Annotated in this window: 27 protein-coding genes and 1 tRNA gene; 8 read left to right on the top strand and 20 right to left on the bottom strand. The window is 45.9% G+C overall.

Going from position 1 to position 26,542, the window contains the following annotated elements:
- The first annotated feature begins 39 nt into the window (after positions 1–39).
- From ABMY42_RS10320 to ABMY42_RS10310, 3 genes are all read left to right on the top strand, one after another.
- Entirely contained in the window at positions 40–1,011 is a 972-nt protein-coding gene (locus ABMY42_RS10320) for a lytic murein transglycosylase (protein ID WP_009698569.1), read from the top strand.
- A 71-nt stretch (positions 1,012–1,082) separates the two neighbouring features.
- Complete coding sequence (locus tag ABMY42_RS10315) at positions 1,083–2,027, top strand: LysR substrate-binding domain-containing protein (RefSeq protein WP_017188388.1); 945 nt, start codon at positions 1,083–1,085, stop codon at positions 2,025–2,027.
- A gap of 236 nt (positions 2,028–2,263) precedes the next feature.
- Positions 2,264–3,463, top strand: a complete 1,200-nt coding sequence (locus tag ABMY42_RS10310) for a NupC/NupG family nucleoside CNT transporter (RefSeq protein WP_005446458.1) — start codon at positions 2,264–2,266, stop codon at positions 3,461–3,463.
- Positions 3,464–3,570: 107 nt separating this feature from the next.
- Here the strand turns inward: ABMY42_RS10310 and ABMY42_RS10305 are convergent, their stop codons facing one another.
- From ABMY42_RS10305 to folD, 3 genes are all read right to left on the bottom strand, one after another.
- The gene (locus ABMY42_RS10305) at positions 3,571–4,584 is read right to left on the bottom strand and encodes a DNA cytosine methyltransferase (protein ID WP_005446460.1); all 1,014 of its coding nucleotides are present in this window, start codon (positions 4,582–4,584) and stop codon (positions 3,571–3,573) included.
- A 389-nt stretch (positions 4,585–4,973) separates the two neighbouring features.
- Positions 4,974–6,299 (bottom strand): hypothetical protein, encoded by a 1,326-nt coding sequence (locus tag ABMY42_RS10300; protein WP_349266275.1) that lies wholly within the window; start codon positions 6,297–6,299, stop codon positions 4,974–4,976.
- Between the two features lie 196 nt (positions 6,300–6,495).
- Positions 6,496–7,356 (bottom strand): bifunctional methylenetetrahydrofolate dehydrogenase/methenyltetrahydrofolate cyclohydrolase FolD, encoded by an 861-nt coding sequence (folD, locus tag ABMY42_RS10295; RefSeq protein WP_005446463.1) that lies wholly within the window; start codon positions 7,354–7,356, stop codon positions 6,496–6,498.
- 203 nt (positions 7,357–7,559) lie between these two features.
- Here folD and ABMY42_RS10290 point away from each other — a divergent pair.
- Positions 7,560–7,636 (top strand) — tRNA-Arg (locus tag ABMY42_RS10290).
- Positions 7,637–7,748: 112 nt separating this feature from the next.
- The gene (locus ABMY42_RS10285) at positions 7,749–8,345 is read left to right on the top strand and encodes a hypothetical protein (protein WP_009701281.1); all 597 of its coding nucleotides are present in this window, start codon (positions 7,749–7,751) and stop codon (positions 8,343–8,345) included.
- Positions 8,346–8,400: 55 nt separating this feature from the next.
- On the opposite strand, the gene ABMY42_RS10280 is transcribed toward ABMY42_RS10285, so the two are convergent.
- The 17 genes from ABMY42_RS10280 to ABMY42_RS10200 are packed head-to-tail and all read right to left on the bottom strand — an operon-like array spanning position 8,401 to position 23,642.
- A complete protein-coding gene (locus tag ABMY42_RS10280; protein ID WP_005446466.1) occupies positions 8,401–9,624 on the bottom strand; it encodes a beta-ketoacyl-ACP synthase in 1,224 nt (407 codons plus the stop codon).
- Positions 9,621–10,346, bottom strand: coding sequence for a 3-oxoacyl-ACP reductase FabG (gene fabG / locus ABMY42_RS10275; protein WP_005446468.1), 726 nt, complete (start codon positions 10,344–10,346; stop codon positions 9,621–9,623). Before fabG ends, ABMY42_RS10280 begins: the two co-directional genes overlap by 4 nt.
- On the bottom strand, positions 10,343–10,807 hold the full coding sequence (locus tag ABMY42_RS10270) for a hotdog family protein (protein ID WP_017188383.1): 465 nt from the start codon (positions 10,805–10,807) through the stop codon (positions 10,343–10,345). The genes fabG and ABMY42_RS10270 overlap by 4 nt, the downstream gene beginning before the upstream one ends.
- Positions 10,800–11,987 carry a beta-ketoacyl-[acyl-carrier-protein] synthase family protein gene (locus ABMY42_RS10265; protein ID WP_349266274.1) on the bottom strand — a complete coding sequence of 396 codons (1,188 nt, stop codon included), beginning with the start codon at positions 11,985–11,987 and terminating at the stop codon, positions 10,800–10,802. Before ABMY42_RS10265 ends, ABMY42_RS10270 begins: the two co-directional genes overlap by 8 nt.
- 21 nt (positions 11,988–12,008) lie before the next feature.
- Complete coding sequence (locus ABMY42_RS10260; RefSeq protein WP_349266273.1) at positions 12,009–12,620, bottom strand: DUF3261 domain-containing protein; 612 nt, start codon at positions 12,618–12,620, stop codon at positions 12,009–12,011.
- Complete coding sequence (locus tag ABMY42_RS10255; RefSeq protein ID WP_349266272.1) at positions 12,617–14,959, bottom strand: MMPL family transporter; 2,343 nt, start codon at positions 14,957–14,959, stop codon at positions 12,617–12,619. The genes ABMY42_RS10260 and ABMY42_RS10255 overlap by 4 nt, the downstream gene beginning before the upstream one ends.
- The gene (locus ABMY42_RS10250; RefSeq protein ID WP_050907902.1) at positions 14,931–15,560 is read right to left on the bottom strand and encodes an outer membrane lipoprotein carrier protein LolA; all 630 of its coding nucleotides are present in this window, start codon (positions 15,558–15,560) and stop codon (positions 14,931–14,933) included. Before ABMY42_RS10250 ends, ABMY42_RS10255 begins: the two co-directional genes overlap by 29 nt.
- Positions 15,560–16,006 carry an acyl-CoA thioesterase gene (locus tag ABMY42_RS10245; protein WP_005446478.1) on the bottom strand — a complete coding sequence of 149 codons (447 nt, stop codon included), beginning with the start codon at positions 16,004–16,006 and terminating at the stop codon, positions 15,560–15,562. The genes ABMY42_RS10250 and ABMY42_RS10245 overlap by 1 nt, the downstream gene beginning before the upstream one ends.
- Positions 16,006–17,559: an aromatic amino acid ammonia-lyase gene (locus ABMY42_RS10240; RefSeq protein WP_349266271.1), complete on the bottom strand. Its 1,554-nt coding sequence runs from the start codon at positions 17,557–17,559 to the stop codon at positions 16,006–16,008. Before ABMY42_RS10240 ends, ABMY42_RS10245 begins: the two co-directional genes overlap by 1 nt.
- Entirely contained in the window at positions 17,543–19,285 is a 1,743-nt protein-coding gene (locus ABMY42_RS10235; RefSeq protein ID WP_349266270.1) for a glycosyltransferase, read from the bottom strand. The genes ABMY42_RS10240 and ABMY42_RS10235 overlap by 17 nt, the downstream gene beginning before the upstream one ends.
- A gap of 1 nt (position 19,286) precedes the next feature.
- A complete protein-coding gene (locus tag ABMY42_RS10230) occupies positions 19,287–19,646 on the bottom strand; it encodes a hypothetical protein (protein ID WP_005446483.1) in 360 nt (119 codons plus the stop codon).
- Positions 19,647–19,657: 11 nt separating this feature from the next.
- On the bottom strand, positions 19,658–21,028 hold the full coding sequence (locus ABMY42_RS10225; protein WP_069686904.1) for an AMP-binding protein: 1,371 nt from the start codon (positions 21,026–21,028) through the stop codon (positions 19,658–19,660).
- Between the two features lie 5 nt (positions 21,029–21,033).
- Positions 21,034–21,594 (bottom strand): intracellular septation A family protein, encoded by a 561-nt coding sequence (locus ABMY42_RS10220; protein ID WP_009700647.1) that lies wholly within the window; start codon positions 21,592–21,594, stop codon positions 21,034–21,036.
- Positions 21,594–21,851 carry an acyl carrier protein gene (locus tag ABMY42_RS10215; RefSeq protein ID WP_005446488.1) on the bottom strand — a complete coding sequence of 86 codons (258 nt, stop codon included), beginning with the start codon at positions 21,849–21,851 and terminating at the stop codon, positions 21,594–21,596. The genes ABMY42_RS10220 and ABMY42_RS10215 overlap by 1 nt, the downstream gene beginning before the upstream one ends.
- A gap of 15 nt (positions 21,852–21,866) precedes the next feature.
- Positions 21,867–22,139 carry a phosphopantetheine-binding protein gene (locus ABMY42_RS10210; protein WP_009696047.1) on the bottom strand — a complete coding sequence of 91 codons (273 nt, stop codon included), beginning with the start codon at positions 22,137–22,139 and terminating at the stop codon, positions 21,867–21,869.
- Positions 22,140–22,155: 16 nt separating this feature from the next.
- Entirely contained in the window at positions 22,156–22,920 is a 765-nt protein-coding gene (locus tag ABMY42_RS10205; protein ID WP_005446490.1) for a lysophospholipid acyltransferase family protein, read from the bottom strand.
- A complete protein-coding gene (locus tag ABMY42_RS10200) occupies positions 22,917–23,642 on the bottom strand; it encodes a beta-ketoacyl synthase chain length factor (RefSeq protein WP_050921858.1) in 726 nt (241 codons plus the stop codon). The genes ABMY42_RS10205 and ABMY42_RS10200 overlap by 4 nt, the downstream gene beginning before the upstream one ends.
- A gap of 75 nt (positions 23,643–23,717) precedes the next feature.
- On the opposite strand from ABMY42_RS10200, the gene ABMY42_RS10195 reads away from it, so the two are divergent.
- The 3 genes from ABMY42_RS10195 to ABMY42_RS10185 are packed head-to-tail and all read left to right on the top strand — an operon-like array spanning position 23,718 to position 26,464.
- The gene (locus tag ABMY42_RS10195; protein ID WP_005446495.1) at positions 23,718–24,113 is read left to right on the top strand and encodes a hypothetical protein; all 396 of its coding nucleotides are present in this window, start codon (positions 23,718–23,720) and stop codon (positions 24,111–24,113) included.
- Positions 24,114–24,143: 30 nt separating this feature from the next.
- On the top strand, positions 24,144–25,211 hold the full coding sequence (locus ABMY42_RS10190) for a class I SAM-dependent methyltransferase (RefSeq protein ID WP_009696050.1): 1,068 nt from the start codon (positions 24,144–24,146) through the stop codon (positions 25,209–25,211).
- Between the two features lie 8 nt (positions 25,212–25,219).
- Positions 25,220–26,464 carry an NAD(P)/FAD-dependent oxidoreductase gene (locus ABMY42_RS10185; protein WP_349266269.1) on the top strand — a complete coding sequence of 415 codons (1,245 nt, stop codon included), beginning with the start codon at positions 25,220–25,222 and terminating at the stop codon, positions 26,462–26,464.
- Positions 26,465–26,542: the final 78 nt, after the last annotated feature.

Here is a 26,542-nt window from a genome sequence, read left to right as displayed (position 1 = left end):
TTTTCATCTGGGAATTCTGCCTCGCTCAAGGAGGGCGATATGAAAAAGATACTGGCAGTAATGCTCAGCGTTGGTATGTGCACTTCAGCCTTTGCAAGCAGCGATGGCTTTGATGAATACCTAAATAAATTGCGTGCAGAAGCGCGTGATAAAGGCATTTCCGAACAGGTGATCAGTGCCGCTTTTGCTGATGTGGAATACAAACCACGAGCAGTCAAAGCCGACCGTAACCAACCTGAGAAGAAACTGACGTTAGATGAATACATTCCGCGCGCGGTACCTGAGTGGAAGGTAAAACAAGCGAAGCAACTGTATAAAGAACACTACGCTGAGCTAAAACGCATTGGTGATGAGTTTGGCGTGCAGCCGCGCTTTATCGTTGCACTTTGGGGCGTGGAAAGTAACTTCGGTAAGTTCACTGGTAACTTCCGCGTGATCGACGCGTTGTCGACCATGGCGTTTGAAGGTCGTCGTGAAGAGTTCTTCCGTAAAGAAACCATGGCGGCACTACAAATCCTAGATGAAGGTCATATCGAGCTAGAGAACTTCAAAGGTTCTTGGGCTGGTGCGATGGGTCAATGTCAGTTTATGCCAAGCTCATTCCTACGCTTTGCCGCGGATGGTAACGGCGACGGCAAGAAGGATATCTGGCAATCAGAAGCTGACGTGTTTGCTTCTACTGCGAACTACCTAAGCAAATCTGGCTGGGATGATAAGTTCACTTGGGGTCGTCAGGTTAAAGTGCCACACGGCATTGACCACAACCTGCAAGGTCGCGAAGCGGAAAAAGGTAAGTATCTGCAAGAGTGGAGCAAGCTTGGCATCACCAAATACGATGGCAGCCCACTTCCTAAGCTGGACGAAGACATCAAAGCATGGTTGATCATGCCAGACGATGAGAACGGCCGTACTTACCTGGTGTACAACAACTACAATGTGTTGATGAAGTGGAACCGCTCTTACTACTTCGCACTGGCGGTAAGTCATTTAGCTGACCGCATCACATTCTAGATTGAATGTATAAACGAATAAAAAGGGGCTCTTCGGAGCCCTTTGTTTTCTCTATTTGAAACGAGGTTTGCGTGTTATCTGAACGTGCTGCACAAATGGTGATCTTCTCAGCGTTGATCAAACATAAGAACTTTACCGCTGCGGCAAAGAGCCTAGGCGTGTCTGTTTCTCACGTCAGTAAACAGCTCAGCCAGTTGGAAGCTTCCCTGGGCATCAAGCTTGTGCAACGCACCACGCGCAGCTTCACGCCAACCGAAGCCGGGCAAACCTTCTATCATCACTGTGAGCAAGTGGTGCAAGCCGTTAGCAGTGCAACGTTAGAGATGGAAAGCCAGCGTGATGAAGTCGCCGGCTTGGTTCGTCTTGGTTTGTCGCAGTCTTTTGGCACGTTGCACATCATTCCTGCCATTCAAGAACTTCGTGAGAAATACCCGCAACTGCAAGTCGAAGTGCATTTGTTCGATTACAAAGTCGATATGCTCGAAGAAGGCTTGGATCTGTGGATCACCAATAATGAACATTTGCCAGAAGGCTACATTGCTCAGCGCTTAGCAGATTGCCAATTTGTGGTTGCTGCTTCGCCAGATTACTTACTCAAGTTCGATACGCCAACCGAACCGAATGACTTGTCGCAGCACAACTGCCTTATTTACCGCAGTTGGGAGCGTGACTACACCAGTTGGGCGTTCACCAATCGCGAGCAAGAGCTCAACGTGAAAGTCTCTGGCAACTACTCGGTCGATTTAGCAGAAGCGGTGCGTGATGCCGCAATCGCAGGGTGGGGGATTGCTTACTTAGCCACTTATTTGCTGGGGGATGAATTCCGCTCAGGCAAACTAATACAGCTTCTACCTGATTGGAAAGCCAGCCAATCCATGCCGTTTTATGCGGTGTACCCAAGCCGTCAACATATGCCGAAAAAGATCTCAGCAGTGATCGAATTCATCAAACAAAAGATCGGATCGCCTTGCCATTGGGATCAGCGATTAGCACCGTATATTTCGATTCCGAAGTAGGGAATACATAAGGTGATTTGAATCACAAAATTTTTCCAAATCCAGAAACATCTTTTCCATTTGGAAATAATAACTTTAGGCAAACGTTTATCTTTATTTAATTCAAAGAGTTATTTTGCTGGTTAAAGAGTGAGCAGACGAGATTCTCAGCCTGTTAACATCCCCAACTTGCAGCATTTTTTACGCTCTATACAATCCGACGCCTTTCCTGTTCCCCCTTTTGTCGGATTCATTTTATGAACTCAATTCTTGGTATCGTAGCCATCCTATTCGTAGCATGGCTGCTTTCGACTAACCGTAAGAACATTCGTCTACGAACGGTGTCTTTGGCTTTTGCTCTGCAAGTAATCTTCGCGCTATTGGTACTTTACGTACCAGCGGGTAAAGAAGCGCTTAACGCAGTAACTGGCGCGGTTTCTAACCTAATCAACTACGGTCAAGAGGGCATCGCGTTCCTATTCGGCGGTCTTGCGACCAACGGCTTTACCTTCGCGATTAACGTACTTGGTATCATCATCTTCTTCTCGGCACTGATTTCTGGTTTGTACCACATCGGTCTAATGCCAAAAGTGATCAACCTAATCGGTGGTGGTCTTCAGCGTTTGCTAGGTACAGGTCGTGCAGAATCGTTATCTGCAACAGCGAACATCTTCGTTGGTATGATTGAAGCGCCGCTTGTAGTAAAGCCATACCTGAAGCACATGAGTGATTCTCAGTTTTTCGCAGTAATGACTGGTGGTTTGGCATCGGTTGCTGGTGGCACGCTAGTAGGTTACGCATCACTGGGTGTGGATCTTAACTTCCTAATCGCAGCGGCATTTATGTCTGCGCCTGCGGGTCTTCTGATGGCAAAAATCATGATGCCAGAGACAGACACCACAACACCAGATATCGACCTAGACCAAGTAGAAATGCCACGCGCAACCAACGTGGTTGAAGCAATGGCAGACGGCGCAATGTCTGGTTTACGCATCGCAGTGGCGGTAGGTGCAACCCTATTGGCGTTCGTGAGCGTTATCGCGATGCTAAACGGTATTCTAGGCTGGTTCGGCGGTCTATTTGGTATGGAACTGAGCTTCGAGCTAGTACTTGGCTACCTATTCGCACCAATCGCATGGTTGCTAGGTATTCCTTGGAATGAAGCTATTGTGGCTGGCTCACTGATCGGTAACAAGATTGTGGTAAACGAGTTCGTAGCCTTCATCCAACTGATGGAAGTGAAGTCTCAGCTAAGCGCACACTCACAAGCTATCGTAACCTTCGCACTGTGTGGTTTCGCAAACATCTCAACCATGGCAATGCTGATTGGTGGTCTAGGCTCACTCGTACCAGAGAAGCGTTCATTCATCTCTAAATACGGCTTCCGTGCAATCGCAGCAGGCGTAATGGCGAACCTGATGAGCGCATCAATCGCTGGCGTGATTTTGAGTCTTTAATTGAAAGGCGATGGAAGGTTCCCTTAAGTGGGGATCTTCTTCCAATTGAAGTAATAGAAAGAGAAGAAATGAGTATCCCTAAAGGCATTTAGGGATACTTTTTTTCGTTAAGCAGCTTTAAGATCTTTTGCTTGAGCTAGGTGCTCTTGAATGCTTAAAGCCAATGCTTTTGCAAAAGGGACAGCAACAGCATTACCAATCATCTTGTAGCCTGCTGCAACATTGTTGTAAACGAACTCAAAGTCATTCGGGAAGCCCTGAATTCGTGCGCACTCACGCACACTCAGACGGCGATATTTGTCTTCGTGACCTTCCACAAACTTAAACTTGTCTGTCTCTACTTTTTCCATTTTTGGCGCGCCTGGGTGAATCGGTGCGTGGCGACCGCCAGCCTGAATGGTAAAAGAAGGCTCATCCCAAGTTCTCACTCGGTTTCGAGACATAAACATCGTAGAGAAACCGCCAATCATGTACTCGTGGTTTAGCACTTTTACATCTGGGTTTGGCTTCTGCTTGTCTAATGCAGGCACTGCCGTTCCATCAAGGTCTGCAATCACGTGCTTCAAGGTGCGACGTTCTGTTTTTTCCATTGGTTCTGGGAAGGTGTACTTGATGTTTAAGTCACTTCTGAAGCCAATAAAGATAACGCGCTTTCTGTCTTGCGCAGCGCCGTAATCAACCGCGTTCATCATCTGGTAATACAAATCATAACCAGCATCTTTAAACATCTGCTTGATGTTGTTGAGCGCGTTTGCATGGCGTGTGTGCTGCATACCACTTACGTTTTCAGCCAAGAAGAACTTAGGCTTTTTTGCTTCTAGGATACGGATAAAATCGAAGAACAACTGACCACGCTTGTCTTCGATACCACGTTGCGCACCCGCTTCACTCCAGCTTTGGCATGGTGGACCACCAATAATACCGTCACATTCAGGCACTTCATCCGCATCAATGTTTGTAATACTACGTCTGTCCAACGTAGTGTGAGGATGGTTCTTCTCGTATGTCGCCCAAATATCTTTATCGTATTCGTTAGCCCAAGTTACATTGAACCCAGCTTGTTCGAACCCTAGGTCTAAGCCACCAGCCCCAGCAAAAAAAGAAACGATTCGTTGTGTCATGCTCTGATATATGTCGTCTAAATAATGGGCGTATTGTACCAACTTACTGTACATAAGGCCAGTGATTTTTTCTCGCGTTATTTCAATAAGTTGAATGTATGGCTGCACTTATACCCAAGTAACCTCGAGATGCTAGGTTCAGCGAGAATGACTTGGTTTGTAGACGCGGCGGCGATTTAAAGATCTAGTCATTCTAAATCAAGAATCGGCAACAAAGTATACAAGCCAAGGCAGCTCGCCCTTTGGGAGCGTGTCATTGACCCGATTGCTGCGTCAAACAACTTGGAAAGAGCTGGCTATTACACTGCGTTGTTTTCCTTACTCTCGAATCAATGACAACGCTCTGAATCCTGCATCTTGAAGTCACTTGGGTATAGTAGAAGCCAGACTCAGAAAGCGCGATGGGTGAGAGGGCATTGAGTTAATACTTCAAAATAAGTGACAAGCTCATCGGCAAGTTTTGGATTGTTGCGACTCAAATAGTAGGCATTCATCTCGGAATGTGTCCCTTCGTAGGTGGTATCAGGCATGTTGACGAGATTCATTGATGCAACATAACGGTAAATAAATTGAGTCTCTGTCAGGTTACCCGTGGAGATAATGATTGTGTCATCGACGACGATAAATTTAGCGTGCAAAGAGGTGTTGAAGTAATACGCCGTGTTTGGTCTTTGTTTGAGGAAGTTGACCATCTGGAGAAAGTTAGTGGTATTAGAAGGCATTCGCGTTTCCACTAACTGCTGGTTGATGCAAGCGTAGTGTTTACCTGATTTTTTAATTTTGTGTTCATCCGTATAGGTTTGGGAAATGACGCGCAATTCGACATCGGGATGGTTAGGTATTAGGTTCTGATCATTAATGTGCTGTGCACACAGAATGACCCTTTTTCTCGCATTGCGAATCAGGGTATAAATTTTATCCTGAACAATGGTATTGGATTCATTTAAAAAGTGAGCGGTAAAGTAGATGCCTTGATCCCATGAGGGGGAAGACAATCTCTCTTGTGCCTTCTCTTGATAGCTATACCCTCGTTTTTTCTCGTAATGTTTGATGTTTTCGCTATTGATTTTTAAGTGGTCAAAAAACTCCTGACACCTTTGATGATCGTGTTCTGAGTTTTCCGTATGAACCAATAACTCATGCTTAATTAAGTCCCTGACAGCCATATTTGAAGACGTGACCATGGAGTGACTAGACCCCGATTTGAACTTAATAAATAGGTGCTTGATATGGAGAGAGTAGGGCATTCTTCCTCGAGAGAAGGGCTTAACATACTTCGATCGGACATACATATGATCACAGATGTACAAGTTGATTTTTGGATTCTCAGACTTGGCAAATCTGCCATATAAATACTGGGCGATGTCTTTTTTGGAGAACGGTTTTTTCTGTTTACTTTGTAGTGCTTTGTTTTTGCTTAGCTTAGGTGCGAAAGTGGGAGATTGCGCCGGAGTTTTATCGTAGCCCTCTAAAGGAATAGAGAAGATATTCAATGTAATTCCAGCCTTCAACGCTGATCCAATCATACTTTCCAGCATCAATTTGTTATTGCATAAATACAACGCGAGATTGATCTCTTCGAGCTGCTCTTTCTGTTGGTCGATAAAATCGCAAATGAAATCAGTAAATTTGGGGCTTCCACCTTCCGCGTAAAACTCATAATCCGGTAGGTTTTGTTTTGGTGACGGACCTTCAAACAGTATTCTTTCTCGCATGGTATTTAGCTGTACAGAAACAAATGAAAACCACTATACCGCGACTAAATTGTGTATTGGCTGTGTTTGAATGAACTTAGAAGTGGTTCAAAAAATACTCACTCTCTATTGAGTCATATTGTTATTAACGGCTGGGGTTAGAGTTACAGCCAATAAAAAAGGCTCCGCTGGAGCCTTTTTTCATCGGGGGGCGCACTTACTTTTTGGTGTGGAACTGTTCGCATGCCAGCATTGTGTTCTCAATTAGGCTTGCCACTGTCATCGGACCAACACCACCTGGTACTGGGGTAATGAAGCTCGCGTTTTCACGCGCTTTATCGTATTCCACGTCACCCACTAGTTTGCCTGACTCAAGACGGTTGATACCCACATCAACCACAACCGCGCCTTTCTTAATCCACTCTCCAGGAATGAAGTTCGGCTTACCAACCGCAACTACAACAAGGTCTGCTTGGCGAACGTGACCTTCTAGGTCTTTGGTAAAGCGGTGACAAGTCGTTGTTGTGCAGCCAGCAAGAAGCAGCTCAAGAGTCATTGGGCGACCAACAATGTTTGATGCACCAACCACAACTGCGTGTTTGCCACGTAGTTCTATGTTGTAACGGTCAAGAAGCGTAATAATGCCTTTTGGTGTACAAGAACGAAGCTTAGGAATGCGCTGCGCTAGACGACCCACGTTGTAAGGGTGGAAGCCATCCACGTCTTTCTCTGGGTGAATGCGCTCAAGAACGTGCGTTGCATCGATGCCAGCAGGAAGAGGCAACTGAACAAGAATACCGTCGATTTCTGCGTCGTTGTTCAACTCATCAATTAGAGCCAGCAATTCTTCTTCCGACGTTGTCGCAGGAAGGTCAAAAGACTTAGAGACAAAGCCAACTTCCTCACACGCACGGCGCTTACTGCCAACGTATACTTGAGAAGCTGGATCTTCACCAACTAGAACAACTGCAAGACCAGGAGCGCGAAGACCAGCTTCAATACGAGCTTTCACACGTGCTGCAACTTCGGATCGAACAGTTTGGGAAATAAGAGTTCCATCTATATTTTGAGCAGTCATGACTTTCCTTTTAAATTGAGAAGGCAAATTATTTGCGGCGCATTGTCGCAGAAAATCTATTTAACATCCATACGCAAACGTTTGCTTTGTGGTGTTTTTGAACATTTAGCCTTTTGGTGCCCTTTTTTTAGGCATTCAGATCAGAATGTTATGAAAACTCGTTGATTTAAGCGCTTGAACTCGTATAATCCTGTCCCTGTAGCGCGCCCTTAGCTCAGCTGGATAGAGCACGTCCCTTCTAAGGATGTGGTCATAGGTTCGAATCCTATAGGGCGTGCCATTTATTCAAAAGCCCCGATAACTCTCTGAGTTGTCGGGGTTTTGTCGTTTTGGATTGTCCAAAATGACTCATTTCATAGAATTTGGTTCTCTTCTATTCCATTTAGTAAATCATGAAAAAAATAATTCTAACCGCAGTTGTGCTTTCTATTTTAAGTGGATGTGTCACGCGTAAAGTTCGTGTGCTTCCACAAGCTGTCAATATTTCTCCGATTACTGACGTAGCAATTAAAAATCTTAATTGTCAGATGGTGGACTCTTACACGATTGAAGATATCCATCCTAACAACGTTGACCGTATGTTGAAGAATCAAACATACGCATCGGGAGGTAACCGTTATCACATTGCTACCGTGCTCGATACCAGTCGTGGTCGTCCTTCCAGTGTGGTTGCTGAGTTGTATCATTGTCCATCGGCACCGAGCGTAAGTGTGGCTAAAGCAACCAAGACCATGCTATTGCCTGGTGCCAATGAGGTGCAGCCAATCTCATTTGCAGAGGTGGAAAACAATGAGTGTAAAGTCATCGGTAACCAAGTTGTGTCTGAGCAACAAAAAGGTTCCTTATTTGAGGAACTTGCAAACCAAGTTTATATGGCGGGTGGTAACCGATATCACGTGGTGAAGGTGATAGAAACCGATGGACAAACCCCAACGTCAGTTTCAGCAGATATTTATCGCTGTAAGCACCGCTCTGTAGCTTACGAATAGAACAAAAAAGCGCTAGCTAATAAGAAGAAGCTAGCGCTTTTTGTTTAAAAGGGGTTTAGATCTTTTTAAAGATGAGTGAGGTGTTGATACCGCCAAACGCAAAGTTATTGCTCATTAGGTATTCAACATTGAGCTCGCGACCTTGTCCTGAGATGTAATCTAGGTCGCCACACTGTGGGTCTAGGTTCTCTAGGTTAAGGGTCGGGTTAAACCAACCTCCGTGCATCATCTCTAGGCTTAGCCACGCCTCGATAGCACCACAAGCACCTAGGGTATGACCAAAGTAGCTCTTCAATGAGCTGATTGGCACTTTACCGAGTGCATTTGCCGTGGCGTTGCTTTCTGCAATGTCGCCGCGGTCAGTCGCCGTACCGTGCGCCGATACATAATCGATTTGATCTGCCGAAATGCCTGCGTTCTGTAGCGCCATCTCCATACAGATTTGCATGGTTTCCATTTGAGGTTGTGTTACGTGCGCAGCATCGCAGTTGCTTGCAAAGCCAATGATCTCGGCATAGATTTTTGCGCCGCGAGCCACTGCGTGTTCGTACTCTTCTAAAACCAATGTACCTGCGCCTTCGCCAATTACTAAGCCATCGCGCTCAGTATCGTAGGGTCTTGGGGTACTTTTCGGTGCGTCGTTTTTCAAACTGGTCGCGAAAAGGGTATCAAACACAGCCGATTCTGTTGGGCAAAGCTCTTCAGCGCCACCTGCAACCATCACGGTTTGGTAGCCGTGCTTAATGGCTTCGTAGGCGTAACCAATCGCTTGGCTGCCGGAAGTACATGCGCTACTGGTTGGAATCACGCGACCTTTTAAGCCAAAGAACAGACCAACGTTAACCGCAGTCGTGTGTGGCATCATTTGTACGTAAGTTGTCGCGGTAATCGCTTTGGTGGTTTTGTCATTTAGCATTACACCAAATGCGCCAATGGCATCGGTACTGCCTGTAGATGAGCCGTAAGCGATACCGGTTTGACCGTTAGTGAGAACATCATTGCCAATCAGACCGGCTTGGCTTAGCGCGTTTTCTGTTGCGACAGTCGCAAGCTTAGAGACACGACCCATACCGCGGACTTGTTTGCGTTTGTAATGCTTCGGTAGTTCGAAGTCAGTTACAGGTGCAGCAAGCTTGGTGTTCAAACCATCATATTGCTCATAAGAGGGCATGTATTGAGTGGCGTTCTGGCAGTCGCGCAGTTTAGGCTCTACTGCTGACCAATCGTTACCAAAGGCGGTAACACCGGACATACCTGTCACAACGACTCGACGACTCATACTAAGCCTCCATTTACTGAGATAACTTGGCGGGTAACATAACCTGCAATATCAGACATCAAGTAGCTTACTAGACCAGCCACTTCCTCTGGTTCACCCATGCGACGAAGAGGGATTTGCGGCATCGCGTGCTCTTTTACGTGCTCATCCACCATGCCAGTATCAATAAGACCTGGTGCCACACAGTTCACGGTGATCTTACGTTTTGCGAGTTCAAGCGCGAGAGATTTCGTTGCACCAATCACGCCAGCTTTTGCCGCGCTGTAGTTGGTTTGACCACGGTTGCCCATCAGACCAGACACCGACGCGAGAGTCACAATACGACCGCCTTTGCGTTTTTGTACCATTGGCATTACGCAAGGGTGCAGTACGTTGTAGAAACTATCTAGGTTGGTATGAATCACGCCATCCCATTCTTCTTCCGTCATAGCTGGGAAAGCAGTGTCGCGAGTGATGCCAGCATTGTTGACGACACCGTAGTAAGCACCATGCTCTGCGATGTCGGCTTCTAGTTTAGTACGGCATTCTTCGCGGTTGCTGATATCAAACTGGATCAGACGACCTGAGCCACCATGTTGTTCAATGGTCTCTAAAGTGTTTTGTGCGCCTTGTTGATCGCCCATGTAATGCACGACGATGTGGAAACCGTCTTTGGCAAGTTGAACGGCGATGGCTTTACCAATGCCTTTACTGGCACCAGTTACGAGGACTTGTCGGGTCATTGTTGACTCCTGATTTTCATTTCTTTTAATTTTTCTTCTGATGGAACGTATACGTTCAACTGACAGGTAGCGATGGTTTTTTCTTGCCACTCCATGCGAGCAGAAAACACTGCCATGCCATTGTCTTCCATCATTTTCTCGGCATATACGTCGAGCTGTTGACCTTGAGTAAAGGCATCGCACTCAGAGGTGTAACGTCGACTGCCTAATAAGAACCCAATAGGCGGCTCCTGTCCTTGAATAAGGGCATGGTAGCCAGACCAAGCGGCAACAGACTGTGCCATAAACTCTATGCCGACATACGCCGGAACCGTTTGAGTATCACGGTTGAAAAAAGGGTTATGCTCGCCAATATCAACCTGACAATGGATGGTGTCTTGTTGAATATCGATAGCACGATCAACCAAGATCATTGGTCTATCGTGCGGAAGCAGTTGTTCAATTGGGGGAAGTTTAGTCATGAGCGTAACCAAAAATAAGACTAACGTTATTACCGCCGAAAGCAAAAGAGTTGCTTAAAATCGCTTTTCCACCAAGTTTTGATGGTGCTTCAACGAGGGAGATTTCGATATCTTCCGCTTTGTTTGCGCAATGCTGGACGGGGAGATCGAGATCGTAATTCAAAATATGCCATGCGATTGCCGCTTCAGTTGCGCTGGCGGCACCTAGAGTATGACCGGTTAACGGTTTGGTTGAGCTCACTGATACAGCATCGCCAAAGCAGCGGAAAATGGCTTTGCTTTCCATCGAATCGTTCAATGGGGTCGCGGTTCCATGCGCATTGATGTAACCAATATCTTCAGCCGTTAAACCAGCGTTTGAAAGGGCTTTGTTCATGGCCTCTTCTGCACCTAGTCCCTCTGGGTGTGGTGCAGAGATATGGTGTGCGTCAGAGCTGTCTCCTGCGCCTAACAACGCCACTTTGGCTGGCGTGTGGCTCAATAGCATGATGGACGCGGCTTCTCCGATATTAATACCCGAACGATCTGCATCGAATGGTAAGCAGTGTTTGTCTGACAGGGCTTCTAGACCACTAAAGCCATTTAAGGTCAGGCGACATATTGTGTCGACACCACCAACAATCACGGCATCGACTAGCCCCGATTTTAAAAGACGTTGAGCGGTGATAAATACGCGTCCACTGGAAGAGCAAGCTGTCGATACGGCGTAATGAGGACCTGTCAGTCCAAAATACGCGGCGACAAAGTCACTGCAATGACCAAGCTCTTGCTTACGGTAATGGTAATCGTTTGGGAACGCACCATCTGAGAGCTTTTCTGCAAAGGCAATTTCACCATCTGCAATGCCGGAGGTGCTGGTCCCGATCACCACGGCAATGCGGTCTGAGCCATATTGGCTAATGGCTTCGCGGACTTTGGGTTCGATCTGCAAAATGGCAGAGAGTGCGAGTCGGTTGTTTCTAGAATCAAACGAATGCAACGCTTGCGAAAGCGTTGGTAATGGCTCTAAGACGCGTCCAATAACGGTTTCTCGATCGTTATTCAGAATGGTTTTATCCATGACCATGTTCGATGGCTTAGAGCCCGATAGACATCGATGAATGCTTGCATCATCGTTACCCATCGCGGAATGAAAGCCGCAGGCCTGAATATACAAAGGTTGAGGAGAGCGAGTAGACATAGTGTTGTATTAGGATCGTTCTTAATTTAATTGATACTGCAGTGTTTGAATAGAAATCGAAAACGGATGTTGAAGGTGATTAAAGCTAATCTTACCTTTCAGTTTGTCGTGATTCTCATAGCGGATGTCTATGATCTTTTCACCGTCGCTATTAAACACGGCTCTAGAATATTCATCATCAATCATTCGCCACCTTACCTTATTTAGCGGCGCTTCCCAAGCAGAACTCGGCCACAGCGTGATCATTAGGTTGAATAGTACTTGCTCCGGTTCTGGCAACGTGCCATCGAGACCGGTTAAAACTTCTGTATTTATCTGCTCACCATTGTAGTTGAGGGATAAAATTCGGGTACCCCAAGAGGAAAAGCCGGCTAGTGTGACATCGTTGCTGTTCACTTGTAATTGCACTGGCAGTTGTTCTTGTCTCTCTTTTCCTTCTGCGGTCCAAGTCGCAGTAATCAACTGGCTTGCTGTGAGGTGATAACCGAGATCGTTCGGGGCAGGGAGCGCGACAGAGACGCCTTGTTCTATTTCGACGCTAGGCGTTGATTGTTTGGGTACTAAGCTGCAAGCACTGAGCAAAGTTACAAAAATCATTGCGATGAAAATACGCACGGCCGTGGAAGTGCTCATTGTGATTTTTCCTTAGTCATAATAGCAATCGGCGAGAGTAGCCAAGCGATGAAAATGCCGCTTAAAACGGTCACACCAAAGCTATGAATCGCATGGGTTTGACTGAGAGAGAGTAACCCAAAAGACAATACCGTTGTGATGGCAGAGAGCGTAATCGCGAGAAGAGTGCTCAAACTGCGTGCTTTCTCAGCAAAAAATAGGGTGTAGTCGATACCGATTCCCAAGATCAGGATCAAGCCTAACAAGTTAAATAAGTTGAGTGTCGAGCCAGCAGCAACCGCGGCAGCGAGACCTCCAATACAAGCAATTGCTGAAGGGAGTAAAATACGCCAACCGTGGTGAAAGCCGTAGCGTTTGACTAGAACGGCAAAAATAATCGCGGCAGCAGCAAATAACAGCTCCATGATTTTAATGCGGTACTCGCCAAATAATGTCGAGATCTCTTCGGCTTTGTTTAAGTAACTGATATCTGATTGAGACTGCGCAAATGCTTTTACAATTTCTGGGTCGTTCAACTTGTTTAACGTGATGACCGCTGCCGATTGACCTTCGATTTCTCCCAAGTAGAGGAAGCGAATTGGTTCGGACACCGGATTGTTTAGATAGTCTGGCAAACTGACTGGCACAAGGGTGTTTGTCAGTTTTGGCTTGTGTGCCAGTTGTAAGCCTGATGCTAAAGCAGAAGCTTGCGTTTGGTACAGATTTGCTATCAGAGCAAAATCACTTTGTTGGCGTTCGATTGAGCCCAGATACTTACTCAAACTTTGATAGCCTTCAATGATGTTGGTTTGTTGCCATTGCTGTAGCGTGGGGTCAAGTTGCTCTAGTCGTTGAAGCAGAGATTGATCCGTGTCGGTGGTGACCACAAGCATTTGCTGAGAAGCCTGCATTCCACTGACTTTTGTAATCAAAGCCTCTTGCTGCTTTAGCGTTTCTGGCATGGCTTGCAATTGGCGAATGTCATCGTCGTACTTCAACTGAGTGAGAAAATAGCCACTGATGATAAGACAGGTAAGCGGCAGCCCAACTTTCACGCTAGGACGTTGCCACACAGATAACCATGCAGACAACAACCGATGACCCGGTACTTTCACCGCATTGCGAGAAGGTTTCACTGCGAGAATCGGGTACCAAGCCACTACGGTTGCGTAAGCGGCAATCAGTCCGATAGAGGAGAAGAGGGCAAGTTGCTGCAAGCCTGGGAAAGGCGCAATCAACATGCCTAAATAGCCAATCAAGCTGGTGATAAGACCTAAAGTGATGGCAGCAAAAATATGTTTGAGACCTTTTCGGCTGTCCCACTGGCTGCCTTCAGATAAACGTTCGGTCAGATAATGGAAAGCGTAGTCTATTGAAACACCAATTAAGCTTGCACCGAAGACCAAACTGAATAGATGGACTTTGCCAAATACCCAAGTGGTGACGCTAAGAGCAATCAGCAAGCCAACCGAAATGGATAACAGCGCTAAAGAGAGTGGCATTAAACTGCGGAACACAACCAAGAACAACACGACGATGCCCAATAAAGAGAACACGCCAATAGTGCTGATTTCTGATTTCGCACTCTGAGTGCCAAAGTCTGCGTAAAACAGTACGCCGGTATGCGCGGTTTTAGCACCAAACTGTGCGGCGATGGATTGCTCTAGCTGTTCGATTTTTGGGACGACACTTTGAGTCGAGAGAGCGTATGGAGAACCACTGAGTGTCGCAGTGATTAAGAGGTATTGTTGACCATCTTTTTCGACAGACAAGTAGCCATTATCGAGTCTAAACGCTGATGTTTGCTGCGTGACTTGACTTAAGTAATCACGAAACAGTAAGAACGGATCGTTTTGTAGCTCTTGACCTGTTACGCCCGAAAACGGGTTGTAAAGGGATTGAACCACATATTGCACTTGAGCTTGTGGGTCTTGGCTTAATCGCTCTCGTTGTGCTTGAGTCAGTTGCTGGAAACGATGATTGAAGTAGTAGCTTGCCCAAGCTTGTTGAGCGTCAGGTGATATTTTCCCGATGACGTTGGTAAACTGTTGGGTTTCTCTTAACCCTTTTTCAAATGCGCCAGCGGCTTTTAGCAATTGTATTTTGTCGGCAGCGGTCAGTACAAAGATGACTTGATCACTCATGCTGGTGGAGATTGCTTCAAACGCTTGTTCTGCGATTGGATTTTGCTGATTTTCAGGCAACAGTTTTAGGATGTTGGTTTCAATCGGCGAGTGTTCGCTCCCCACCCATTGTTTTAATAACAGAGCGCTTGCGATCACAACTAAGCTTAACCAAAGCCAAGCCAATGCGTATGAACCTAGACGGAATTTAGAAATCAAATTGAGCCTTTTCTGCATCCGTTAATTCCTTTGGCAAAGACGCTTGTTGAGTAAACTCAATCTCTGTTTTGTCTCCGCGCAGTTCTTCTAGCATTAATTGGTCAATATGAGTGTTACCAGAGAGCGTGATGGCTTTAAACACCGCGTTAAGTGGTGCTTGTTTTGGAGTGAGAACCAATTGCCATTGACCACTATCTTGAGCAGAAAAGTCCAGCGTAAACTGTTCTTTCAATGCTGCGGTATCACCATGGAAAACTGATAGAAATACATGGCTAAAATAGAATGCCATTGGGTTTTCTTGTGCGGTGATGGTTTTTGGCGCTTGGTTAGCAAAGGTCTGGCGTAACTTGTCTTGAGTTAAAACCAAGTTTACGGCAAATGGGATCTGCTGTTGCCAAAGTAAACCGTGCGATTTGCTGAGAGTAAAAATGCCTGTTGAAGTAAGCGGTTGATTAAACATCTCTAGGTGACGGCTTTGTTTAAAATCGCCGCGGACTACTTCGTTTTGTGACAACTGCGCCTGCAATGAGTCGAGATCCACCACTTTAGCCCAGCTCGGAGTCGAGAATGATACGAGCAGAGCCATAGACACAAATAAAGAGAACAAGGATTTGCGCATTAAGATAGGCTCCCACACTTATGCCACTGCTCTACTTTATCTAGAAAAGCGGCAGGAGAAACAAAGCACATTTCTTGTTTTTCGATAGAAACTGCCACTTGTGTGGTATGAGCTTTACACATGCGCTGATCGGTTTTGGCATCATAAATCACGTAGTCTACGCGCAAGCGGTTTTCCCACTCAGTGAGCGTCGCGGTAATGCGAATCTCGTGGTTGAATGGGATTGCCTTTACATACTTCACGCGGGTGTCGATGATTGGCCACATGTAGCCCGACGCTTGCATATCACGGTAGCTGTACTCAATCTTCTCCATTAGCACTCGGCGTGCTTCTTCGAAGTAACGAAAGAAGTTACCGTGATAGATGACGCCCATCGGATCAGCATCCTGAAATGAGGTGACCATTGTCACCTCGGTTTCTAGCGGGTAAAGGACTTGTTCTTGCATTACGCCTCCGCGTACAACAACCAGTGACGTTGTTGGATTTTAGCGATGAAGTTACGTAGATCGTGCTCTAGTGGACGGTCTTCGACAACAAACTCGAACTCTTCCAATACCGCATCGCGAATCATCTTCAAGTTACTGCTCATGTGGTGTTCGTCTAGCTCATTATGGCGACGACGAATCTCTACCGCTTGAACACTCGCCAGCAAAGATGCCGCTGCGACTTGTTCTGTCAGCTCAAGAACGCGCATACAGTCGCGAGCTGCAATCGTACCCATGCTCACTTTGTCTTGGTTGTGACACTCTGTTGAGCGTGAGAACACGCTTGCAGGCATGGTGTGTTTTAGCGCTTCTGCTGTCCAAGCTGAAATACCAATTTGCACCGCTTTAAAGCCATGGTTGATTGGCTTACGTTCGCCTTCCGCACCCGTCAGGTTGAATGGCAGACCATTGTTGAACTTGTAGTCCATTAACTGAGCCATCTGACGATCCAGTAGATCCGCTAGGTTCGCGATGTTTGTTTTCAGTGTGTCCATCGCCATTGCAATATGACCGCCGTAGAAGTGTCCACCATGCAGTACGCGTTCGTTGTCGCCATCGATGATTGGGTTGTCGTTTGCGCTGTTAAGCTCGTTCTCGATCAATTGACGCAACCAAGGAAGAGAATCTTGAACCATGCCGATCACGTGTGGAGCACAACGCAGAGAGTAACGATCTTGCAGGCGGTCACTGTTGCGTGGTGGGCGTTCCGCTTTAAGGTCGTTACGTAGCCATGCCGCAACTTGTTGTTGACCCGGATGAGGTTTCACTGCGAAGAGGGCTTCATCAAAGTGGAAATCATTGCCCTGCATACCTACCGATACCATCGCCGTGATCTTAGTGCACAACTGAGCAAGGTATTCTGCGCGTTTGTAAGCAATACACGCCAGAGCAGTCATCACGGATGTGCCATTCATCAGCGCCAAACCTTCTTTTGGTTTGAGCGTAATTGGAGTTATGCCAAGTTCAGTAAATACATCAAGAGTTGGGCGTACTTCACCTTTGTAAATCACATCGCGCTCACCAATGAGCGCCGCGGCAAGGTAAGACAGTGGTGTTAAGTCGCCACTGGCGCCAACCGAGCCTTCCTGCGGGATGCGTGGTGCAATGTCGTGGTTGATCAGGTTGACGATTTGGTTCAATAGATCATGCGAAACACCAGAAACCCCTTGTGATAGAGAACATAGGCGAGTTGCCAGCACGGCTCTTGCTTGCTCATGAGACAAGATCTCGCCTAAACCACAACCATGAAAGCGAGTGAGGTGAAGGGGTAATTCATCGACCAATGCTGGTGGGATTGCAACAGTGCAAGAGTCGCCATACCCAGTGGTTACGCCGTAAATTACGCCTTCTTCTTTAAGTAATTTTTCTAGGAATGCCACACCGCGATCAATCTTCGATGTGAATTCCGGTGACGCATTCATGTTTGCTTTTGCACCATGTGCAATCGCGACGACATCTTCAATCGAAAGGCGTTCTGCACCAAAGGTGATGCTTTGATTATTGTTTATTGTCATGTTGCTGATTACTTAAAGTCCAGAAATTAAAAAAGTTGTACCACTGCAATGGAGCTTGCAGTGTGTGATGTTCTAATCGTTGCGCATATTGCTGCACCACGTTGTCCAGCGCTTCTTGGCGACTCTTACGTGGTAAGACGATTTGATCACTAAAATGTTCAAAATATACGTTAAAGTGCGGCGTTTCGGCGTTATCGTCTCGTAGACCAAACAGCAGATAAACTGGAGCTTTCAACACTGAAGCCAACATAAATGGTCCCTGTGGGAAGGGCGCTGGCTTGCCTAAAAAGTCCGCCCAAACGACGCGGCTTTCAACGCTGGTGGAAGTGCGATCGCCAACAATCACCACCCATTCGCCTTGCTCTATTTTTTGTTGAAGCAAAATGGCGGTATCGGGTCCCATCGAACTCACTTGGATAAGGTTAAGCTCGGAGCTTGGGTTAACGGCCTTCATCACGGCATTAAATTGTTCGGCGTGCTCGGTGAACACCAATGCATTGATTTTCACGTGTGAATGTCGGCGACCAAGCGCTCTACACAATTCGATGTTACCAAGGTGGGAACCAAGAATGACCACGCCTTGTTGTTTCTCAGCCATCTCTTCGAAGTGGTGCTGACCATGAATGGTAAGATTGTCCACACTGAAATCACCTTGCCAAGCTGCCAACTTATCAAGCATGGTTCGCCCAAATGACAGCAGGTGCTGATAGCTGTCCAAAGGTTGAGGTAGGGTGATGTTCTGTTGCTTCGCGTGTTGTTGCAATTGATCTAAGTAGATCTCAGAAGCTTGTCGTGCAGACTTACCTGTTAGGTGGTAGTAACGCATTACGAGCTTCAAAATGAGGTCAAAAACTTTGCGTCCAAATACTCGATACACGGCCAATAGGGTTTTGATCCCCAACACGGTGCCTTGTTCTTTTCGCTTTGACCAATGATCGTCGCGAGATGTTGCTTGCTTGGACTCGTTTGCACGCTTGTGCTTACGAGCCAGCAATGAAGGGATGCGAGGCAACATGCCAAAGAACAAACGTGTGTGCATCCAACTGATTTTTACGTTGTCCCAAAGTGCATCAAAATGAGAAATGCCACCTTCAGGGTAAATCACGCGTGTTGGTACGAAATCAATATCGGTGCCTTCCCAATACATACGAACTAAGATCTCAATGTCGAAGTCCATGCGCTTACCAATGTCGTACTTGTGGAGCACGTCCACAGTTTGGGTAAGAGGGTAAGCTCGAAAGCCACACATGCTGTCTTTGATAGAAAGCGATAGCGTCTCAATCCACACCCAAACATGGGTCGCGTATCGTCCGTAGAGACGTGATTTAGGTACGCTTTCGTCGTAAACCGGTTGTCCAGAAATTAGTCTGTTTGGATTAGCCTGCGAAGCCTGCAATAACGTTGGCACAGCCTCAAGGTCGTGTTGCCCATCGGCATCTATCTGAATTGCATGAGAGAACCCTTGCAGCAGCGCTTGCTTAATACCAGCCATTACTGCGCCACCTTTACCTTGGTTTTCTGAAAGGCGAATCAAGGTGATTTTCTCTTCATTTGCTAAAGCATCTAGAGCACGTTTTGTCTCTTCATTACTGCCGTCATCAACGACTAAAACTGGCAGGGAAAAAACAGACAACGACTCAACTACAGCCGCAATCGTGCTGCCATGGTTGTAGCATGGAATAAGAAAACAAGGGTGGTATTGGTTCTCGTTGCTTGCGCTTGTCACGTTAATTCCCTAGCTTCATTTTGCCTGAAGAATGAACTACGGTTTGTTCGCCCGAGATCGACGTATACTTAAATGCCAGTTTTTCACGCTCTGCATCCCAGGAAAGCGTGAGGCTAACGCACATGTCCGGTAGGATAGGTTCTTGGAATTTGATGACTTCCATGCCTTTGAACAGTGTTGGTGTGTTCAAGTATTCGACCGCATAAAACAGCGCCCAATCGATTTGTGTTACGCCTGGCAACAATGGGAAATGGGTAAAGTGACCTTGGAAATCCAAGATGTCGGCATCGACACGCATTTCAATCGTCGCGATGTGATTGTCGATATCAACCTGTTTGAGCGTTGGTTTTCTTTTGTCCATGATGAGTTCTTTTATTCTTGGAACAGTTTTTCTATTTCAGCGATCTGGCGCTTGCCTTGGCTATTGAGCGGAATCTCGTCTAAAACGCGGAATTTTCTTGGAATAGCAATCGGCTCTAACCAGCTACGCAAGGCTTTTCTTAGCGCTAACCAGAACTTACCTTTCCCGAGTTCTTGCAGTGTTTGATCGCCTTCGTTGGTCAAGACTATCACTGCAAATAGAGACAGCCGACCGGCATCTTCCATCGGGATGACGGCACTTTCTTTTACCCACGGCAATTGCTCTAAACGCTTCTCGACTTCGACCAACGAAACGCGCTTTTCTTCAACTTTGACGATTCTGTCGGTGCGACCGCGTAGTTCGAAGGAAATACTATCATGGAAATAGCATTCATCTGCAGTTTGATACCACGAGTTTTCATCAATGTGGGGGGAGCGAAGCTTTAAACAGTTTTCATGATTTAGAGCGGCTTCAACACCGGGGAAAAGAGTCCAAGGTTGGGTAGCAGATAGTTGCTGTCGATAAGCGATACCACCCGTTTCGGTACTTCCGAAGACCTCTAATGGGTAATCACCAAACAATCGCTGGCTGTGATTGGCAGCATCATTAGCTAAAGGACCTCCAGAAGAAAAAACGCAGCGTAACGCCGATGGTTGATGCTCTTCTGTCAGGCGTTTAAGTAATGCAGGGCTACTGATCAATGTTGTCTCAGTAGAGGCAAAATGCACAATCTGCTCTGGAAATTCTAAGTTATGAGCGGCAAAAGGGCGCCCAGAGCACAATGGCCAGAGAACGCGGAATAGCAACCCGTAGATATGTTGGTGAGATACCGTGCTCTCGATATGAGAACCTTCCAGTTTGTCTCCCCATAAGCCGTCAAGAATGGCGACTTCCACATCCAGTTGTTTGAGTGTTTTTCTGATCGCTTTTGGTTTACCGCTTGAACCTGAGGTAAACAGCGTGACGTTGATATTCGCAAGTGGCAAGGCTTGCCATTCACAAATGAGAGAATCGAAACTTGTATTCACGTGCAAAGCTGAGAGCCCTGTCGGAATCATCACTTCAGTGTCGTGCAATACAAGATCGAAGTGCTCGTCGAGCTCTTTTAAAGCTTCAGGTTGGTAATTGCCGGGAAGGACGATGGATTTTCCAGCATGACAACAAGCAAAGAAACTGAGCGCAAAAAGGTAGCTGTTGCCAAAACAGAGCGCGATTCGTTGGGCATCAAGCGCTTCTAACGTTGCTCGCAAACTGGCGACGTTATGCTGAAAAGACTCCCACGTCATGGTTTGGTTTCTGTCATACGCAATCGTGGATTGTGCCTCTCTATTGGTTGTCATTAAGGTCGCAATAGAGGAGAAGTTTAACGAACTTGTGTTCATACGATTTAATGTTCCTTTCGTACAAATTGACGCACTATCCATTCACCAGCGAACAAGCTACCAGCGAGTAAATAACTGATTAAGCCGTTGTACAGCGTCCAGATTTCGATAGGTTGAAAACAGGTATACAGTGCTACCGATGCATTCAAGATAAAGAATCCACACCACACGATCGTAACTTTTCGTGTGTAGATCACGCCACTTTGAGGAAGTTCAGGCTCTTGAAGGCGAGCCAGTCTCTCGATGATGGTTTGCGGTTGCTTCAAGCTCAGTGAGAACACGCCAAGCATGCAAAGGTTGACGACAACAGGGTAGAACTTTAGCCACCCGTGCTGCTTAAAAACAACACCTAAGGTGACTAAGACAATACCCACAACGCCCGTGGTGATCGCAAGGAACTTAAACTCTTTGAGTGGTGTTTTGTTTGCAGCGAGTAACCGCAAAAGCAACGCTGCAACCAATAAGCCACCAACCAGATTTAAACCAAATCGGTCGATACCGAAGTAAACCGCGAAGGGGTAGGCAAATAATACAATTGCAGACAAAACCGTCAGCAATTGGCGCATTAACTTTCCTTGAGAAGTTCAGTTACTGCATTAACCACGTCATCGACAGTACGAACTGTGCTGAATTCCGCTGGTTTGATCTTTTTGCCAGTGACATTTTGTAGGTGTACAACAAGGTCTACGGCATCAATGCTGTCTAGGTCTAGATCGGTGTAAAGATGGGCTTCTGGCTGAATGTCTTCAGCTTCAATTTCGAATAGCTCCACAAGCGCATCTTTAACTTGTTCAAATACTTGATCTTTATTTACGTCTGTCATGAATATACCTAAAAACTATTCATTATCTTGAGAAGAGGTTTGAGAAGAAATGTACTTCGCAAGGTTAGCTACAGAAGCGAAGTGCTCACGAGTGTTCGAATCGTCTGCATCAATGACAATGTTGTATTGCTTTTTAATTGCTAATCCAAGTTCAAGAGCATCGATAGAATCCAAGCCAAGACCATCACCAAAAAGTGGCGCTTCTGTTTCAATATCGTCGACGGTTAAATCTTCTAGGTTTAGAGCGTCAATAATAAGTTGCTTGATATCGTTGTGTAATTGTTCCACTGGGACCTGCTTATAATTACGAATTTTCTGGAAATATAGTTTCAGCCAAATGCTGTTGTAAGCGACGAGCCGCTATCGTTGGGGACGTAGTTTGCTTTATAAAAGGCTCAATCTCAACTTTATCCTTAACTTCAACCTTGAAAAATGGTTTTGTCTTTGGAACTTGATACCATTTTTTCTCTTTTGTCAGGAAGCTTGGCGTGACCGTAATATGTACGACACGCAAATCTCGCTCGGTTCTAACCGCTATTTGCGCAGCGCCTCTTTGTAATTTCGATTTTACACCTGGAGTGGTTCTTGTGCCTTCAGGAAAAATAAGCAAAACGTTACCATCGTCAAATCTTTCTTCACACATTGCTAATAAATCATCAGGTGCTTCGTTGGGTATATAACCTGCAGCCTTAACAATGTGCTTCATAAATGGGTTTGCCCAAATTGCGGACTTAACTAAACAGTCGCAGCGCTTTAATTGGGATGCGATCAAAACGTAATCAATTAAACTTGGGTGGTTCGCAACTATGAGACAGTTTTTATCTTGTTGAAGAATGTCGGCACCAATGATTTGGTAATCAATTGCGCCGCAAAGCTTCATCAAATTACAAAAAGTGTTGAAAGAATATTGAATCGCCCCTTGAACTTTATATTCTCTCTGTTTTATATCCGATGTAGTCAGGTGAATAAGTGGAATGACGATAAAGCTGAGTGCCAAGCCACCTAAACCAAAAACCGAGAAACAAAATCCTGTCGCGAATACTCGCCAATATTGATTCAACATTCTCATTGACGACGCCATTCCCATGATTGTTGAGGCGAATGAATCGTCCAATTGTTTGCTGATGATAAAAAGTGCTGAATAAAGCTAAGCCCTTGCGGAAAGGCATCTTCGTCTGTTTTCTCGGTTGTTGCTTGAACGCTAAAAGTATCGCCATGAGAAAGCACCAGACCTAAACCATATCCATGGTAAGCGTGCGTTTCAAACTCAGAATATGACTCTGGGAGTGGCTCATCAAAATCGACAATCAGAACTTTCTTGTCAGGGTTGTCATACAGGAATAGCCACGCTTCGATTAACGCGCTTTGGAAGGTATTTTCAGCAGCTGCGATAGAGGTGAGAGGGATCGGTTGTTTAGTTGCGATGGTCGCAAGCCCCGCTGCGGTATTATGCACAGACTGAGAGAATGCCATTGGCGAAGCTTCTTCACCCTTGAGGATATCTTCTACCAACGCCACACTGCGATGAAGTTCACCATGACGGCTAGAGAAAACAAGGTAGTCAACATCGTGCTGCTTGAGCAACTCAATCGCCGTTTGAACCGCTAACTTACTCAGTTGGCTCATACGTCTGCGCATCATAGGTGGGATATCAGATACGTTCAGTTTGCCTTCTTCTGGCCACTGACCGGTAGAGGTCCATTGTTTCCACTCATCGACTTGACTAAGCCCTTGAGAGTTAGCTGACCAAGCGTCGATATTAAACGAAATTTTGATCTTGGAGTTTGGCATATTTGATTAAATTGCTTTATTTTACCGCTCGATACAATTTAAGCTTCAGCAGAAACCATAATAAAGGAAATTATCATGTCACGTTTAAAGCTGTTTATATCAGTGCTATTAACTTTGCTTCTTGTCGGTTGTGGCCGAGTGCAACCTGTATTGAATGTGGAGGATACTCCAGTTGCTTATGATCTTCAAAATAAACAAGTAAAAGCGGCGATTGTTCAATCAGCAACTAATCGCGGTTGGACGATTGAAGAAACAAGCCCAGGTGTATTAATTGCAAAAATCAACGTTCGTAGTCACTTTGCGGAAGTAAAAATTCCATATAGCAACAAATATTATTCAATTATTTATCTCAACTCAGTAAATCTAAAAGCAAGTGATGGCAAAATCCATCGTAATTACAACCGTTGGGTGAACAACTTAAATGTTGATATTCAACGCGCGCTTGCACTTTTAGGCGCAGAGTCCCAGTAATAATTATATTAATTGAAGTTAGGTTTTTTCGTGTTAAATCAAAATATTGATCCTTTCAACGCTTTTGAAGCTAAAACAGAAGCTCAAAAATTATCTTTTGCCCCTATTGTTTTCCACACTGCGAGAACATTAAGAGAACTTGGTATCTTAGCCGCGCTCGACAGTGCAGGCTCAAAGGGTATGAACGCTGTAGAAATTGCAGAAAAAACGGGTGTGTCTGAATACGGCGTGAAAGTATTGTTGGATATGGCCATTAGTGCGCACATTGTTTTGTGGGAAAAACCTAACTATTCCTTGGCTAACCTAGGCTTTTACTTACTTTATGATGGCATGACGCAAGCAAACATGGATTTCACTGCCGATGTTTGTTACGCCGCTATGATGCACCTAACGGATGCGATCAAAGAAGGCAAGCCGTCAGGTCTTAAAGAACTTGGTGATTGGGAAACCATTTACCAAGGGTTATCAACATTGCCAGAACAAGCGAAACAAAGCTGGTTCAAGTTTGACCACTTTTACTCTGATCGCTCTTTCCCACTATTACTTAAAGAAGTATTTGCTAATAAACCAAGTCACATTGTGGACATTGGTGGCAATACTGGTAAGTGGGCAATGCAGTGCTGTAACCACGATCAAGATGTGAACATTACAATTGTTGATCTTCCTCAGCAGCTAGAAGTTGCGATGGCAAATGCCAAGGAAAATCAACTGAGTGAGCGCATCACTCCATTCCCAGCCAACATGCTGGATAAAGCTCAAGTGTTACCTGAGCACGCTGATATCTGGTGGATGAGTCAATTCCTTGATTGCTTCTCACCAATCGAAATTCTCAATATTCTTAAGAAAGTGAAAGCGCAGCTTCGAGAAGGCGATACGGTGTATATCTTAGAACTGTTCTGGGATGCACAAAAATACGCGGGAGCTTCTTATAGCTTGAACGCGACCTCGCTTTACTTTACCTGTTTAGCAAACGGCAACAGTCGTTTCTACCGCAGCGATGACTTCCTGGAAATTGTCGAAGCGGCAGGCTTAGTCGTGACAGAAAGAACCGACAACATTGGTCTCGGTCATACATTATTAAAACTACAAGCAAACTAGAAAGCAGAATGATAAAAGAACAAAAGCAAGTCGTCGTCGTTGGTGCAGGACCTTCAGGTTCTACCGTTTCAGCATTGCTCAATATGCGCGGAATTAATGTCGTTGTGATTGAGAAAGCGTTGTTCCCACGTTTTTCGATCGGCGAAAGCCTTCTTCCTGCCTGCATGGAAGTGGTAGAGCAAGCCGGTATGTTGGAGGCGGTGAACCAATATGGATTCCAGTACAAAGATGGTGCTGCGTTTCGTCGCAATGGCGTTTATACCCAATTTGATTTCACCGACAAATTCACTGCAGGACCGGGTACCACTTACCAAGTTCAACGCGGTAACTTCGATAAAGTACTGGCAGACAGTGCAGTGGAGCAAGGTGTTGAAATTCGTTACCAGCACGAACTGACAAGCATCGACTTTGAAGGTGCCAAGTCGATTCTTAATGTGCTTGACGCTGACAAACAAGCTTACCAAATTGAAGCCGATTACGTGCTAGATGCTAGTGGTTTTGGTCGCGTTCTTCCTCGTTTGCTCGCGCTAGAAGAGCCTTCATGCCTGCCACCAAGAAAAGCAATTTTTACGCACATTGAAGACAACATTACTGCAGAAGGGATTGAATACGATCGCAACAAGATCCTGATCTCTGTGCATCCTGAAAATCATGATGTGTGGTATTGGTTGATCCCGTTCTCAAATGGTACTTGCTCATTTGGTGTGGTTGGCGAACCGACGTTCTTTGAAAACTATCCCGAGGATAAGATTACCGCTCTTAAGCAGTTAGCAAGTGAAGAACCAGGGCTTGCGCAGCTCCTTAACCAAGCTCAGTACCCAAATCCTGCTGGTGAACTGGGTGGCTATTCAGCGAACGTAAAACACTTAGCGACACCACACTACGCGTTGCTTGGTAATGCTGGTGAGTTTCTTGATCCTGTCTTCTCTTCAGGCGTGACTATTGCCATGAAGTCAGCACAATTTGCAGCAGACTGCATTGAACGCCAGCTAAATGGTGAAACGGTCGATTGGCAATCTGCTTATGCTGATCGCTTAATGGTGGGCGTCAATACTTTCCGTACTTACGTGGAAGGTTGGTACAACGGCATGTTGCAAGATGTTATCTTCTACCAAAACCCCAATCCACGTATCAAACAGATGATCAGCGCGATTCTTGCGGGTTACGCATGGGATGAAGCCAACCCATACGTAAAACAGAGTGAACAACGCTTAGCGACCCTAGCTGAGCTAGTGAGAGATGAGGGGATGTAATCCTCCCACTCTTTTTAATACCGAAGCCCCGCAAAAAATCGCGGGGCTTTTTCGTCGGCTGAACCTAAATTTTTAAAC

It is taken from the genome of Vibrio sp. SSH13-20 (assembly GCF_040104475.1).
Lineage (GTDB): Bacteria > Pseudomonadota > Gammaproteobacteria > Enterobacterales > Vibrionaceae > Vibrio > Vibrio harveyi.
Note: the sequence above shows the minus strand (reverse complement) of the source record. Positions and strands in the feature narration are given on the sequence as shown.